The 13,208-nt window shown below is 72.0% G+C and carries 11 protein-coding genes and 1 tRNA gene; 4 read left to right on the top strand and 8 right to left on the bottom strand.

What is annotated here, in order from left to right; all coding sequences use genetic code 11:
* Nucleotides 1-75: 75 nt before the first annotated feature.
* The 6 genes from JEQ17_RS19480 to JEQ17_RS19455 form a co-directional block, all read right to left on the bottom strand.
* Nucleotides 76-561, bottom strand: coding sequence for a hypothetical protein (locus tag JEQ17_RS19480; RefSeq protein ID WP_200396424.1), 486 nt, complete (start codon nucleotides 559-561; stop codon nucleotides 76-78).
* 130 nt (nucleotides 562-691) lie between these two features.
* Entirely contained in the window at nucleotides 692-1,303 is a 612-nt protein-coding gene (gene pth, locus JEQ17_RS19475; RefSeq protein WP_200396423.1) for an aminoacyl-tRNA hydrolase, read from the bottom strand.
* Between the two features lie 94 nt (nucleotides 1,304-1,397).
* The gene (locus JEQ17_RS19470; protein ID WP_200396422.1) at nucleotides 1,398-1,985 is read right to left on the bottom strand and encodes a 50S ribosomal protein L25/general stress protein Ctc; all 588 of its coding nucleotides are present in this window, start codon (nucleotides 1,983-1,985) and stop codon (nucleotides 1,398-1,400) included.
* A 198-nt stretch (nucleotides 1,986-2,183) separates the two neighbouring features.
* A complete protein-coding gene (locus tag JEQ17_RS19465) occupies nucleotides 2,184-3,155 on the bottom strand; it encodes a ribose-phosphate diphosphokinase (protein ID WP_200396421.1) in 972 nt (323 codons plus the stop codon).
* A gap of 121 nt (nucleotides 3,156-3,276) precedes the next feature.
* Entirely contained in the window at nucleotides 3,277-4,725 is a 1,449-nt protein-coding gene (glmU, locus tag JEQ17_RS19460) for a bifunctional UDP-N-acetylglucosamine diphosphorylase/glucosamine-1-phosphate N-acetyltransferase GlmU (RefSeq protein WP_200396420.1), read from the bottom strand.
* Nucleotides 4,726-4,854: 129 nt separating this feature from the next.
* A tRNA-Gln gene (locus JEQ17_RS19455) sits at nucleotides 4,855-4,926 on the bottom strand.
* A 275-nt stretch (nucleotides 4,927-5,201) separates the two neighbouring features.
* Here JEQ17_RS19455 and JEQ17_RS19450 point away from each other — a divergent pair.
* Nucleotides 5,202-6,530, top strand: a complete 1,329-nt coding sequence (locus JEQ17_RS19450) for a sensor histidine kinase (protein WP_200396419.1) — start codon at nucleotides 5,202-5,204, stop codon at nucleotides 6,528-6,530.
* 59 nt (nucleotides 6,531-6,589) lie between these two features.
* Here JEQ17_RS19450 and JEQ17_RS19445 read toward each other — a convergent pair whose 3' ends face one another.
* Both JEQ17_RS19445 and JEQ17_RS19440 read right to left on the bottom strand, forming a co-directional pair.
* The gene (locus tag JEQ17_RS19445; protein ID WP_200396418.1) at nucleotides 6,590-7,102 is read right to left on the bottom strand and encodes an SUKH-3 domain-containing protein; all 513 of its coding nucleotides are present in this window, start codon (nucleotides 7,100-7,102) and stop codon (nucleotides 6,590-6,592) included.
* Nucleotides 7,103-7,199: 97 nt separating this feature from the next.
* The gene (locus JEQ17_RS19440) at nucleotides 7,200-7,703 is read right to left on the bottom strand and encodes a YwqJ-related putative deaminase (protein ID WP_200396417.1); all 504 of its coding nucleotides are present in this window, start codon (nucleotides 7,701-7,703) and stop codon (nucleotides 7,200-7,202) included.
* A gap of 249 nt (nucleotides 7,704-7,952) precedes the next feature.
* On the opposite strand from JEQ17_RS19440, the gene JEQ17_RS19435 reads away from it, so the two are divergent.
* The 3 genes from JEQ17_RS19435 to JEQ17_RS19425 all read left to right on the top strand — a co-directional run bounded on the left by JEQ17_RS19435 (nucleotide 7,953) and on the right by JEQ17_RS19425 (nucleotide 13,183).
* On the top strand, nucleotides 7,953-8,948 hold the full coding sequence (locus JEQ17_RS19435; RefSeq protein ID WP_200396416.1) for an SMI1/KNR4 family protein: 996 nt from the start codon (nucleotides 7,953-7,955) through the stop codon (nucleotides 8,946-8,948).
* A 7-nt stretch (nucleotides 8,949-8,955) separates the two neighbouring features.
* Nucleotides 8,956-12,105: an SUKH-4 family immunity protein gene (locus JEQ17_RS19430; RefSeq protein WP_200396415.1), complete on the top strand. Its 3,150-nt coding sequence runs from the start codon at nucleotides 8,956-8,958 to the stop codon at nucleotides 12,103-12,105.
* Nucleotides 12,106-12,295: 190 nt separating this feature from the next.
* A complete protein-coding gene (locus JEQ17_RS19425; RefSeq protein WP_200396414.1) occupies nucleotides 12,296-13,183 on the top strand; it encodes a cellulose-binding protein in 888 nt (295 codons plus the stop codon).
* Nucleotides 13,184-13,208 lie beyond the last annotated feature (25 nt).

Below are 13,208 nucleotides of genomic sequence, written 5' to 3'. Positions count from 1 at the left end.
GTCGCCTGCGGGGGCGTGGGGGCTGGTCGCGCAGTTCCCCGCGCCCCTTCGGGGCGCCTCTTGGGGCGCGGGGCTTCAGAGGGTTACGAACGCCGCCGTGAGCAGCGTGAATCCCGCGCCGCCCAGGGCCCAGGCGAGGCGGGGCAGGCGTAGGCCGCCCGCTACCACCATCGAGGCGAGCAGCAGTGCGCCGCCGAGCGGGGCCCAGGCGTAGAGGAGGCCGCCGGTGCCCGTGCGTACGACCTCGTCGCTGCCGGGCTTCACGGCGACCGTGTAGGTGCGGCCCTTGTCCACCGCGACCTCGCTGTCGAGGACGACGCGGTCGCGGGCGGTGGAACCGTCCGACAGCGGTCGGTAGGGACCGGTGCAGCGGTCGTCGACGCATCTCGTGACCGTCATCGTGCCGCGCTCACGGCCCTTGGTGAGCATCACGTGCTGGGCGGTGCCCCAGGAGGCCCAGACGCCCGCGATCAGGATCAGCGCCGCGACCGTACCCATCGCCGCGAGCTGCCCGAACCGGAGCGCCACGACCGCGTTCTGACGGGAGGCGAGGGCAGGCATGGCGGCGATCCTTGGCCATGGCCCTGCGCTCGGTCAACTCCGGTGGGGCTCCGATGGGGCTCCATCGGGGGACAAGTCCCGTGTTGTACGGACCTTTTGTACGTACCTTCCGGCGGTCCCGCCGGGCCGCTCACGAGTTGTACGTCGACTGAGCCCGCTCCAGGCCCTCGATCACCAGACACTCCACCGCGTCCGTGGCACGGTCCACGAAGTAGTCCAGTTCCTTGCGCTCCGTCGCGGAGAAGTCCTTCAGGACGAAGTCGGCGACCTGCATCCGGCCCGGCGGGCGGCCGATGCCGAAGCGCACGCGGTGGTAGTCCGGGCCCATCGCCTTCGTCATCGACTTCAGACCGTTGTGGCCGTTGTCGCCACCGCCGAGCTTCAACCGCAGCACGCCGTAGTCGATGTCGAGTTCGTCGTGGACGGCGACGATGTTCGCCGTCGGCACCTTGTAGAAGTCGCGCAGGGCCGTGACCGGTCCGCCCGACAGGTTCATGTACGACATCGGCTTGGCCAGGATCACCCGGCGGTTCGCCGGTCCCGGCGGACCGATGCGGCCCTCGATCACCTGGGCCTGCGCCTTGCCGGCCCGCTTGAACTTCCCGCCGATCCGCTCGGCGAGGAGGTCGGCCACCATGAAGCCCACGTTGTGGCGGTTCCTGGCGTACTCGGGGCCGGGGTTGCCGAGCCCCACGATCAGCCAGGGGGCGCCTGGTTCCGTGGTCACGTCCGTGTCTCCCATGGGTCCTCGATCGGCGGGCTGTCCGGATCAGGGATACGCGCCGGCCGCCGCCCCCTCGGGAGCGGCGGCCGGCACACGGTGATCCGGTGCGGGATCAGGCCTCGGCGGCCTCGTCGCCCGCGGCGTCCTCGGTGGGCTCCTCCGCCTGGGCGGCCAGGACCTGGAGCACGACGGCGTCCTCGTCGATGACCAGCGTGGTGCCGTCGGGGAGCGGGATGTCCTTGGCGAGGATGGAGGCACCGGCCTCCAGGCCCGCGATGGACACGGTGACCGACTCGGGGATGTGCGTGGCCTCGGCCTCGACCGTCAGCGTGCTCAGCACGTGCTCGAGCAGGAACGCGCCCGGGGCCAGCTCGCCCTCGGTGTGGACGTAGACCTCGACGGTGACCTTCTCGCCGCGCTTCACGGTGAGCAGGTCGACGTGCTCCAGGAAGCCCTTGATGGCGTCGCGCTGGACGGCCTTCGGGATCGCCAGCTCGGTCTTGCCCTCGATGTCCAGGGTGAGCAGGACGTTCGGGGTACGCAGGGCGAGCTGGAGCTCGTGGCCCGGGAGCGTGATGTGGACGGGGTCGGCGCCGTGGCCGTAGACGACCGCGGGAACCTTGTTCTCACGGCGGATGCGGCGGGCGGCGCCCTTGCCGAACTCGGTGCGGGTCTCGGCGGCGATCTTGACGTCGGCCATGTTCACTCCTCGTAGATCTGGGGAAGTTGGTCACCCGGCCAAAACATCGGCCTGCTACGAAGAGCGCGTCGATAACGGACCGCCGCACCAAAGAGTGCGGCCTCCCTCGCCGAGCAACTGTGACAGCTTACGGGGCGGGGAGGCCGTACAAGAAATCGATCTACGCGGCCCGGCGGGACCGGTGGACCTGCTTCCTGTCTACTCGTCGAACAGGCTGGTCACCGAGCCGTCCTCGAAGACCTCGCGCACCGCGTTGGCGATCGTCGGCGCGATCGACAGCACGGTGATCTTGTCGAGTTCCAGCTCGCCCGGGGTGGGCAGCGTGTCCGTGAAGATGAACTCGCTGACCTTGGAGTTCTTCAGCCGGTCGGCGGCCGGACCGGAGAGCACACCGTGCGTGGCCGTCACGATGACGTCCTCCGCGCCGTGCGCGAACAGCGCGTCCGCGGCGGCGCAGATCGTGCCACCGGTGTCGATCATGTCGTCGACCAGGACACAGACCCGGCCCTCGACGTCACCGACGACCTCGTGGACCGTGACCTGGTTCGCGACGTCCTTGTCGCGGCGCTTGTGCACGATCGCCAGGGGCGCGCCCAGGCGGTCGCACCAGCGGTCGGCCACGCGCACACGGCCGGCGTCCGGCGAGACGACCGTGAGCTTGGTGCGGTCCACCTTGTGGCCCACGTAGTCCGCGAGCAGCGGCAGCGAGAACAGATGATCCACCGGGCCGTCGAAGAAGCCCTGGATCTGGTCGGTGTGCAGATCGACCGTCAGGAGGCGGTCGGCGCCCGCCGTCTTCATCATGTCGGCGATCAGACGGGCCGAGATCGGTTCACGTCCGCGGTGCTTCTTGTCCTGCCGGGCGTAACCGTAGAACGGCATGATCACGGTGATGCTCCGGGCGGAGGCCCGCTTCAGAGCATCGATCATGATCAGCTGCTCCATGATCCATTTGTTGATCGGAGCGGTGTGGCTCTGGATGAGGAAGCAGTCGGCGCCGCGGGCCGACTCCTCGTAGCGGACGTAGATCTCGCCGTTGGCGAAGTCGAAGGCCTTCGTCGGGACGACCCCGACACCCAGCTGGTGGGCGACCTCCTCGGCAAGCTCGGGGTGGGCGCGGCCGGAGAAGAACATCATCTTCTTCTCGCCGGTCGTCTTGATCCCGGTCACAGCACTGTCTCCTCAGAGGTGTCTCAGCTGGATGTTGAGATGTGTTCTCAGATGCGGTCCCAGCTGGGTGTGCGGGTGTGCATCTATCACGGTACGCCGAGTCCGACCCACCGCTTTCCGGTCAGCTTTCGTCGGCCGACTCCCGGGCAGCCGCCTCCGCCGCCTTCGCGGCCGCGCTTCCCGGACGCTTACGGGCCACCCAGCCCTCGATATTCCGCTGCTGGCCCCGGGCCACGGCCAGTGAACCGGGCGGCACATCCTTGGTGATGACGGAGCCCGCGGCGGTGTAGGAACCGTCCCCGACCGTGACAGGCGCCACAAACATGTTGTCCGAACCCGTCTTGCAGTGCGAGCCGACGGTGGTGTGGTGCTTGGCCTCGCCGTCGTAGTTCACGAAGACGCTCGCGGCGCCGATGTTCGTGTAGTCGCCGATCGTCGCGTCGCCCACGTACGAGAGGTGCGGGACCTTCGTGCCCTCGCCGATCGTGGAGTTCTTCGTCTCCACGTACGTACCCACCTTGGCCTTCAGTCCGAGGCGGGTGCCGGGGCGGAGATACGCGTACGGACCCACGCTCGCCCGGGGGCCGATCTCGGCGCCGTTGGAGACCGTGTTGTCGATCCGGGCGCCCGCGCCCACCCTGGTGTCCTTCAGGCGGGAGTTGGGGCCGACCTCGGCGCCCTCGGCGAGGTGCGTGGCGCCCTGGAGCTGGGTGCCGGGGTGCACGATCGCGTCCTGCTCGAAGGTGACGGTGACGTCGATCCAGGTGGAGGCCGGGTCGACGACCGTGACGCCGGCGAGCATCGCCCGCTCCAGCAGCCGGTCGTTGAGGATGCGGCGGGCCTCGGAGAGCTGGACGCGGTTGTTGATGCCGGCGATCTCGCGGTGGTCGCCCGCCACGGAGGCGCCGACGCGGTGTCCGGCCTCGCGGAGGATGCCGAGGACGTCGGTGAGGTACTCCTCGCCCTGGCTGTTGTCGGTGCGGACCTTGCCGAGCGCGTCCGCGAGGAGCTGTCCGTCGAAGGCGAAGACACCGGAGTTGATCTCACGGATCGCGCGCTGGGACTCCGAGGCGTCCTTGTGCTCGACGATCGCGGTGACGGCACCGGAGACGCCGTCGCGCACGATGCGGCCGTAGCCGGTGGCGTCCGGGACCTCGGCGGTGAGCACGGTGACCGCGTTGCCGTCGGTGGTGTGGTTGGAGGCGAGGTCGCGCAGGGTCTCGCCGGTGAGCAGGGGCGTGTCCCCGCAGACGACCACGACGGTTCCGTCGATACCGCCGCCGAGCTCTTCCAGGGCCATCCGCACGGCGTGACCCGTGCCGTTCTGCTCGGCCTGCACGGCGGTCCGTACACCCGGAGCGGTGTCGGTGAGGTGCGCGGTGACCTTCTCGCGGGCGTGGCCCACGACGACCACCAGGTGCTCGGGCTCCAACTCGCGTGCGGCGGCGAGTACATGGCCGACGAGAGAACGGCCACAGATGTCGTGCAGGACCTTGGGTGTGGCCGACTTCATACGGGTGCCCTCACCCGCTGCAAGAACGACGACGGCTGCCGGGCGGTTGGCGCTCACGGGGATGCCCTTCGGCTTCGGATGGCTGGGGTGCCTTTGGGGAGTGGACATCCGCAGGATACCGGGGCGTTGTGAGGGAGAAATGGGAGCGGGCCCTGACAGTGCGGTCGGGGCCCGGTTCGTGTAGGGCTCCCCCGCCAGGACTCGAACCCGGACAGATGGCACCAAAAGCCACAGTGCTGCCAATTACACCACGGGGGATGGAACTCGACGGGACCGGAGATCCGGTCGGACTGCCGAGTCGACATCCAACACTATGCCGTACCGGGTGCCTTCGGTGCGACGGTACTTCGACGCCGCCGGGTCGTGCCGGGTGGTGCGGGGCGGGTGTGGAGCGACTCGGGGGCGGCTTGGGGTGGTTCTGGGTTTTCGGCGGATTGCGGCCGGTTTCGTGTCTGTTCGATTACGGCGAGTGGTGTAGGCCAGTACGCGAAACTCACCGGAAAAGCGGCGGGGGGCGACCGTAGGCTGGAGGCATGACCACGACGGGGGAAGACCACACCGCGACCCTGACCGGGCCGTGGTGGTGGGCGAGGTGGCGCAGTGCGGTGCTCGACGGGAGCCTCGCGCTGGTGTCCGCCGTGGAATGTGCGATCGAGGGGTATCCGTTCGCGGACGCGGCGGGCCTGCCGGTGCCCGCCGGGATGGTGTTCGGGGCCGTCGCCGGGTCCGTGCTGTTGTTCCGGAGGCGGTGGCCCATCGCCGTTGTGCTGGTGTCGATCGCCATCACACCGGCCCAGATGGGGTTCCTGATGGGGCTCGTCGGGCTCTACACGCTCGCCGCGTCCGAGATGCCCCGGCGGATCATCGGGGCGCTGGCCGGTATGTCGATGGTGGGCATGCTCATCGTCACGTACGTGCGCGCGCACCAGGGGATGGTGCGGGGCGACCTGCAGATGGTGGGCGACTGGTTCGTGCCGTTCGTGTCCATCACGACCTCGCTCGGGATGACCGCGCCGCCGATTCTGCTCGGGTTGTACGTGGGGGCCAGGCGGCGGCTGATGGAGAGCCTGCGGGAGCGGGCCGACTCCCTTGAGCGGGAGTTGCAGCTGCTGGCCGAGCGGGCCGAGGAGCGGGCGGAGTGGGCGCGCAACGAGGAGCGGACCCGGATCGCCCGCGAGATGCACGACGTCGTCGCGCACCGGGTGAGTCTGATGGTCGTGCACGCGGCGGCGCTGCAGGCCGTCGCGCGCAAGGACCCCGAGAAGGCCGTCAAGAACGCCTCGCTCGTGGGCGACATGGGACGGCAGGCGCTGACCGAACTGCGGGAGATGCTGGGGGTTCTGCGTACGGGCGAAGGGGGTTACGGGGGTTCCTCCGTGCGGCTGCAGACCGTGCCGCTCGCGGCGGTGGGGGTCGCGGCCGCCGCCGCGGCGTCCCGGGCCGTGGACGAGGAGACGGGGGACGGACCCTGCCTCGACGATCTCCAGGAGCTGGTGGGGCAGTCCGCCGCCGCGGGAATGGTCGTCGACCTGTCCGTGGAGGGGGACGCCCGGGGCTATGCGGCGGCGGTGGAGCAGACCGCCTATCGCGTGGTGCAGGAGGCGCTGACCAACGTCCACAAGCATGCGGCGGGGGCGAAGACCCGGGTGCGGGTCGCGCATCGCGGCGCCGAGATCGCCATGCAGGTGGAGAACGGCCCGCCCCCCGAGCCCGGCGCCGCCTCCGACGCCCGGCTGCCCAGCGGGGGGAACGGCCTGGTGGGCATGAAGGAGCGCGTCCTGGGCCTCGGAGGAGTCTTCGTCTCCGGCCCCACCGACGCGGGCGGCTTCCGAGTCTCGGCGGTGATTCCGGCGGAGGCGTGACCGCCACCGGGACGGCGTGAGCCGGTCCGGTCAGCGGGTCGTGGCGAGCCCGGGGCGGTTCAGACGGCCGTCAGGCGTTCTGGTTCCAGGCCTGAGACGAGGGTGGTCAGGGCCTGGTCGATGGTGGCGCCCAGGTACCAGTCGCCCGTGTGGTCGAGGGTGTAGGTGCGGCCCTCCGCGTCGATGGCGAGCAGGGCTCTGGTGTCGGACTCCTCGCCCAGCGGGGCCACTTCGCTGTCCAGGGCCCGGCCCAGGTCCACGAGCGTACGGGCCATGTGGAGGCCGTGCAGGGGGTCCAGGTGCAGCGGGGTCGGGGCGATCTGTCGGCCGGTGGCGGTGGCGGGGATGTGGAGACCGCCGAACTCCGCCCAGGCCTCGACCGCCGCCGGGAACACGGAGTGACGGTGACCGGCCGGCGACTCGTGGCTGCGCAGGGCGTCGGCCCAGATCTCGGCCTGCTTTATGTCCCAGCGGCCCGGCTGCCACCCCGCGGAGCGCAGCGCGGCGTCGACCACGGCGGAGAACCGGGTCGAGGTCGGTGTGGGGGAGGGAGAGGTGCGGTCGGTGTGCATCGGCCCTTCGCGTTCGTCTGAGCTGCCGCGGCTGTTGTGGTTCGGCGGCTTCGGCAAGGGGCGCCGGTGACGCCCTGTGTGGGGGAAGAGGGGTTTGTCAGTCCCCCGGTGCCGTCGGATCGACGATGCGTACGCCGAAGTGGGCGCTGAGCGCCGTGCAGGAGCGGCAGGGCGGCGCGAAACTGCCGTGCAGCGGGTCGCCGTCCTCGCGGATGCGGCGGGCGGTGAGCTTGGCCTGCTTGAGGGACTTGCGGGCCTCTCCGTTGGTCATGGGTTTTCGCGCGGCCCGTTTGGAACGGTCCGCGTCCACCGCCGTGATGTGCCGGGAGATGAGGATCACTTCGGCACAGCGGCCCGTGAAACGGTCGCGCTGTCCGCTCGTCAGCGTGTCGAGGAAGTCCCGGACCAGCGGATGGAGCGGTGGCGGCTGGTCGCCCCGGCCCGCCGTACCGGTGAGCGTCGCGCCCCGTACGGACAGCGCGGCGGCGATGGTCGGAAGTATGCCGTCACGGCGGTGGAGGAGGGTGGGAGTGACCGGCGCCTCGGTGTTGCTCCAGCCCACCCTGGGATCACCAGATCTGCCTGTCTGCGTTGAGTTCATCGTCCTGTTTCCTCCCCTTACCGCATCCCCCGGTGCTCCGACAGAGTGCCAAACTCCGTGGCTGGTGCGGAAGCTGGGGCGTCGCGACACGCGCGGTCTTCGCCGCACCGTCACGGCGCGATGACGGCAGGTCACGGAACCGGAGCCGCGCTGGCCGGTACGGAACCGGAGGCCCGGTGACCGGTGTCGTTCAACCGCATAGGCTGTCGATATCCGCGATCCTTCAGAACGCCGCAGGGGGCAACCGCCATGACGACAGGTCGGCTCGGGCAGCAAGCCGCGCCGCCGAACGCGGCCTACGCCGGGCAGGTCGTGCACTTCCCGGACCCGGTCCGGGCGGCGCGTCACCCGAGAGGTGTACGTGTCGACGAGCGCGGCTATCCCGACTTCTCGTTCTATGCGCGTGCCGCCGCGGAGATCGCCGAGCCGCCCGAGGGCTTCGGGGTCGACGAACTCCGGCTGACGGACTACGTGTCCGCGAACGCCGCCCTGGCCGCGGACGGCCACGACCTGTGGGACACCATCCCGCCCGTCGCCACTCCGCACGGCTGGACCTGGCACCACGTGCCGGGAACCCGGCGGCTGGAGCTCGTGCCGGTCGAGGTGAAGGCGCTGCTGCGGCACCACGGTGGACTGGCCACCGCCGCCGTCGACCAGAACAAGCGCGGCACCCGGCCCCTCCAGGAGACCAGGCCCGCGCACTTCGGGCTGCCCAAGGCCGTCGTCGCGGTGACCGAGCAGCAGGTGCTGGGCGTCGAGGAGGACCTCGGTTACCGGCTGCCCGGCGCGTACCGGTCGTTCCTTAAGGCCGCCGGCGGGTGCGCCCCGATGGGGGCCGCGCTCGACGCCGAGCTGGGCCTGCTGGTCGACCAGCCGTTCTTCACCGTGCGCGACGAGGCCGCCGTCAACGACCTCGTGTACGTCAACAAATGCCTGCGGGACCACCTCACCAAGGACTACCTGGGCGTCGGCTTCGTCCAGGGCGGCCTGCTCGCCGTGAAGGTCAAGGGCGAGAAGGTCGGGTCGGTGTGGTTCTGCGCGTACGACGACGCCCGTGACCAGGACCTGTGGGCGCCCCCGGAGCGTGTGCAGCGGCTGCTGCTGCCCTGTGGGGACGACTTCGACCAGTTCCTGGCCCGGCTCGCGGGCAATCCGCCGGAGCTGGAGACCGTGGCGAACCTGATGGTGGACGGTGGCTTCGCGCGGGCTGTGTCGGTGTCCGCGGTGTCTTCGGTGGGGGAGTGAGCGTCCGATGGTGACCTTCGCGCAGGCGCAGGAGCGCGCCGAAGAGTGGATCAACGGGGATGTGCCCGGCTACCAGCACCGCGAGGTGCGGGTCCGGGAGTTCGAACTCGGATTCGTGGTGTGGGCCGAGGACCGGGCCGAGGGGCCGCGGTCCGACGGCGGTGCCCAGCGGCTCGTCATCGCCCGTGACAGCGGCGAGGCCACGCTGTGGCCCTCGCTGCCGGTGGGTGAGGTGATCCGCCGGTACGAGGAGGAGTACGGGCTGCCGGACGCGGCGCCCGATCCGGCGCCCGCGCCTCCCGCGCGCGTCGACCTCAACCAGACGTCCTTCCTGCTGACTCCTCCGGAGTGGCTCCAGGAGGCGGCGGACCGGATGGGCATTCCCGACCGACGGGACCGGACGTCCGGCGGGTCCTCCGGCGGTTCCTCGGGCATCGGGTCGCCCCGGCCGTCCGACAGGACCCCGGACAGGGCGTCGGACGGGGCCGGGTCCCGGCCCGCCGCCGCTGCCGCCGCCAGTGACGCGGTTCCGCCCGGCGGTCCTGCCGGTCCCGCCCATGGAGGGGCCGGGGCCGGAGGGGCGATTCCCGAGACGTTGCCCGGGCCCGTGGGTGGCCCTCGGGCATCCTCCGCCCCCGGTGGCGGTACGTCGTGGCCCGCCGCCGGCGGGGAGGCCTCGGGCGGTTCCGGGGTTCCCGCCGACGCGACGCCGTGGGCCGGGACCGACACCAACGCCGAGACGGGCGACGACCGTTCGGTACCGCTCCCCGCGACCGTGTACGCGCCGCAGATAAGGGACGTCGGTGACGTGGGCGCCGGTGGCAGGCCGTCGGAGCCCGACGCGCCACCCGAGGCCAAGACCAAGCTGATCTCGGGCGGCAGCCAGCTCCCGAGCACGGCCGTCGCCCCCGCGGTGGGCGGCCCGAACGCGCCCTCGTTCCCGCAGGGCCCGGGAGGCCAGGGGGCTCCGGCCGGCCCTGGCGGACCCGGTGGTCCCGGCGGTCCTGGTGCGCAGGGCACCCCGCCGCCCGGGGCGCCGTCCTCGTACGGCTATCCGCAGGGTCCCGGCGCGCCGGGCACACCCCCGCCGGGTGCGCCGGGAGGGCCTGGTGCACCAGGTACGCAGCCGCCCGGGGCGCCTTCGTCGTACGGCTATCCGCAGGGTTCTGGTGCCGGGACGCCGTCTCCGGGTGCGCCCGGTGCGCCTGGTACGCCTCCGCCGGGTGCGCCCTCTTCGTACGGCTATCCGCAGGGGGCCGGTGCGGGCACACCGCCTCCCGGTTCGCCCGGGACGCCGCCTCCGGGTGCTCCGGGTGGTCCCTCGTACGGCTTCCCGCAGGGTGCTCCGCAGGCGCCCGCCGGGCCCAATCCGCCGCAGCCGCCTCCCGGTTCGGGTGCGTCCGGGCGGCCGTTGCCCGCCAATGCCGGTGACATCGCCGACGCCGCCACCAGCAAGGCGCAGGCTCCGCCGCGCGGTGCCCGTGGTTCGGGTGCGGCCGGTACGCCGCCGCCTCCGGGTGCGCCCGGAACGCCCGGCGCGCGTCCGGGTGGTGCGGCTCCCGCGTCCGGTCCCGGTGCGCCGGGGGCGTCGGCCGGTGGGTACGTACCGACGCAGCTCGTCTCGCAGCTCGGCCCCGACGGGCCGGGCGGGCCCGGGACCCCGCAGCCTCCTGGAGCCCCGGGTGCCCCCGGCGCTCCGGGTACCCCGGGCGGTACGCCTCCGGGCGGTGTCCACCACGCGGCGACCATGCTCGCCGACCCGAACCAGCCCGGCGCGCCCAAGCCTCCTGGCGCGCCCGGTACTCCGGGTGCCCCGCAGCCTCCCGGCGCTCCGGGTGCGCCCAACAACCCCGGCGGTACGCCCGCCGGTGGCGTCCACCATGCCGCGACCATGCTCGCCGGTCCGTCGGTGGGCGGCCCCGGCGCGCCACAGCCTCCCGGTGCTCCCGGCGCTCCGGGTGGACCTGGAGGTCCTGGCGGGCCGGGTGCCCCCGGTGGCGTCCACCATGCCGAAACCATGCTGTCCGGTCCTCCGAGCGGTGGCCCGGGCATGGCTCCGCCGCCCCAGGCGCCTCCCGGCATGCCGGGCGCCCCCGGCATGCCGCCGCCCGGTCAGCAGCCCTTCCCCGGGCAGCCGATGCCGGGCCAGCAGCCGCCGGCCTACGGCTACCCCCAGCAGGGGCAGCCGACCGTCGGCCCCGGCTACCAGGCGGTTCTCCGCTACCGCGCCCAGGACGGGAGCGAGCAGCAGCTCATCCGGCGTTCCGCGCCGGGCACCCCGCACCCGGAGTGGCAGATCCTGCACGAGCTGCGCGCGATGAACGTGCCGCCGCAGCAGGTGCTGGAGCTCCACACGGAGCTGGAGTCCTGTGAGCTGCCGGGTGCGTACTGCGCCCGGATGATCCGGGAGAGCTGGCCGCAGGCACGGATCACCAGCATCGCCTCGTACGGCACGGACCACGCGAGCCGTCAGCAGGGCATGGCCCAACTGCTCGCGCACCAGGGCGAGTTGCACCAGGTCGCGGACGGTCCGGCCAGGCCCGGACCGATCCGGGCGCCGCTGCCGCCGGTGCAGCCCGCGCCGCCGATCCCGCCGGAGGCGATCGGGCAGGAGCTGGCGGCGGCGTTCGGACCGGGACTGTTCCGGTTCGACCAGGCGGCCGTGTCCCGGCAGGGTGTGCCGCCGATCGTGGCGCACACGCTGGTGGTGGCCGGACTGCCCGTCGACATGAACCCGTTCTTCTGGGCGCAGGCCCAGCCGGGCCGCCCGGTGCCGACGCTCGCCGAACTGGCGCAGGAGCGGGGCGTCCAGCCGTCCGCGGACGCGGGCTCGTACCTCGTCATGGGCAGCGACTTCGGCAAGGCCATCTGTGTCCAGTACGGGACGGCGCACATCGTGGCCGTGCCCGTGGAGGCGGGTCCCGGCGGCGCTTCCGTACCGCCGCAGTTCGTGAACACGGGGCTGCCCGAGTTCGCGCGCAGCCTCGCTCTGCTGGGCCGTATGTGGCGTCTTCGCTTCGGGCTCAACCAGGAGCAGGCCGGGCGCTGGACCGTCGACTTCCAGGCGCAGTTGGCCGCGCTCGACCCGGCGGCGCTCGGTTCGCCGGAGAGCTGGTGGTCGGTGCTGCTGGAACAGATGTGGGACGGCCTGCTGTGACGTCGAGTCGCTGAGCTCTCCGCACGTCCTGAGGGGGCCGGGCCCGGTCGGTTGACCGGGCCCGGCCCTTTTGCGTCACATCTCTGTCCGACCCTTGTCCGGAGTGTCGCGTTATGAACACTTCCGTCTGATCCACCAAGATGTGCGGCAAATCATGTCGTACGTCGCATGCCGGAGAGGGGATTCGAGGATGAGCAACGCATCGGTGTCGCCTCATGGCTTCGAGGCCGTACGGGGGCGCGGTTACCGTCCCGACCAGGTCGACGCGTACGCCGCGGCGCTCTCCCGGGGGCGTGACGCCGCCTGGGAACGGGCCGCCCGGCTGACCGTACTGGCCAGGGAGATGGAGACCGAGGCGGACCGGCTGCACGAGGTCGTCGCGGGGCTGGCTCCCCAGACGTACGAGACGCTCGGCGACCGTGCCAGGCGGCTCTTCGAACTGGGCGAGGAGGAGGCCGCGGCCGTGAGCGAGGGCGCGCGGCGGGAGGCCCGGCTGGTCGTGGAGGAGGCCGAGACGACGGGCGGTCAACTGCGCGCGGCCGCGGGCGCGTACGCCGACGCGGTGCGCGGTGAGGCCGAGGAGCGGGTCCGGCACCGGCTGCTCGGTGCGCAGGCCGAGGCCGACGAGATGCGGATCGCCGCGCGGCGCGATGTGAAGGAGAACCGCGGTGAGGCGCTGGCCGCGCTGCGCGAGACGAGGCGGCGCAGCGAGGCGCTTCTCGCCGAGCAGGAGAAGGAGCACGCCGAGCGCTGGGAGCGGGTTGCGCGCGAGGCGGCCGAACGGGAGGCGGCGCTCGACGCGCGCCACGACGAGCGGGCCTCGCGCGCGGTGGCGGAGCTGGCCGAGGCCGAGCGGGCCCTCGCCGAGGCGCACGAGTCCACCCGGCACCTCCAGGAGGACGCCGAGGCCCGGGCCGCCGAACTCCTCGCCGAGGCGCGGCTCCACGAGGACCGCATCTCGCGCGAGACGGAACGTGTCCTGCGCGAACACGGTGACGAGTGGGACGACGTCAGTGCCCACATGACCCACGTCCGCAACAGCCTCACAGCCCTGACGGGCCGAGCGACGGCGGAGTAGCGGGTTCTTTTCGGCTGCGGCCCGG

Origin of the sequence: Streptomyces liliifuscus (genome assembly GCF_016598615.1) — a bacterium.
Taxonomy (GTDB): Bacteria; Actinomycetota; Actinomycetes; order Streptomycetales; family Streptomycetaceae; genus Streptomyces; species Streptomyces liliifuscus.
Note: the sequence above shows the minus strand (reverse complement) of the source record. Positions and strands in the feature narration are given on the sequence as shown.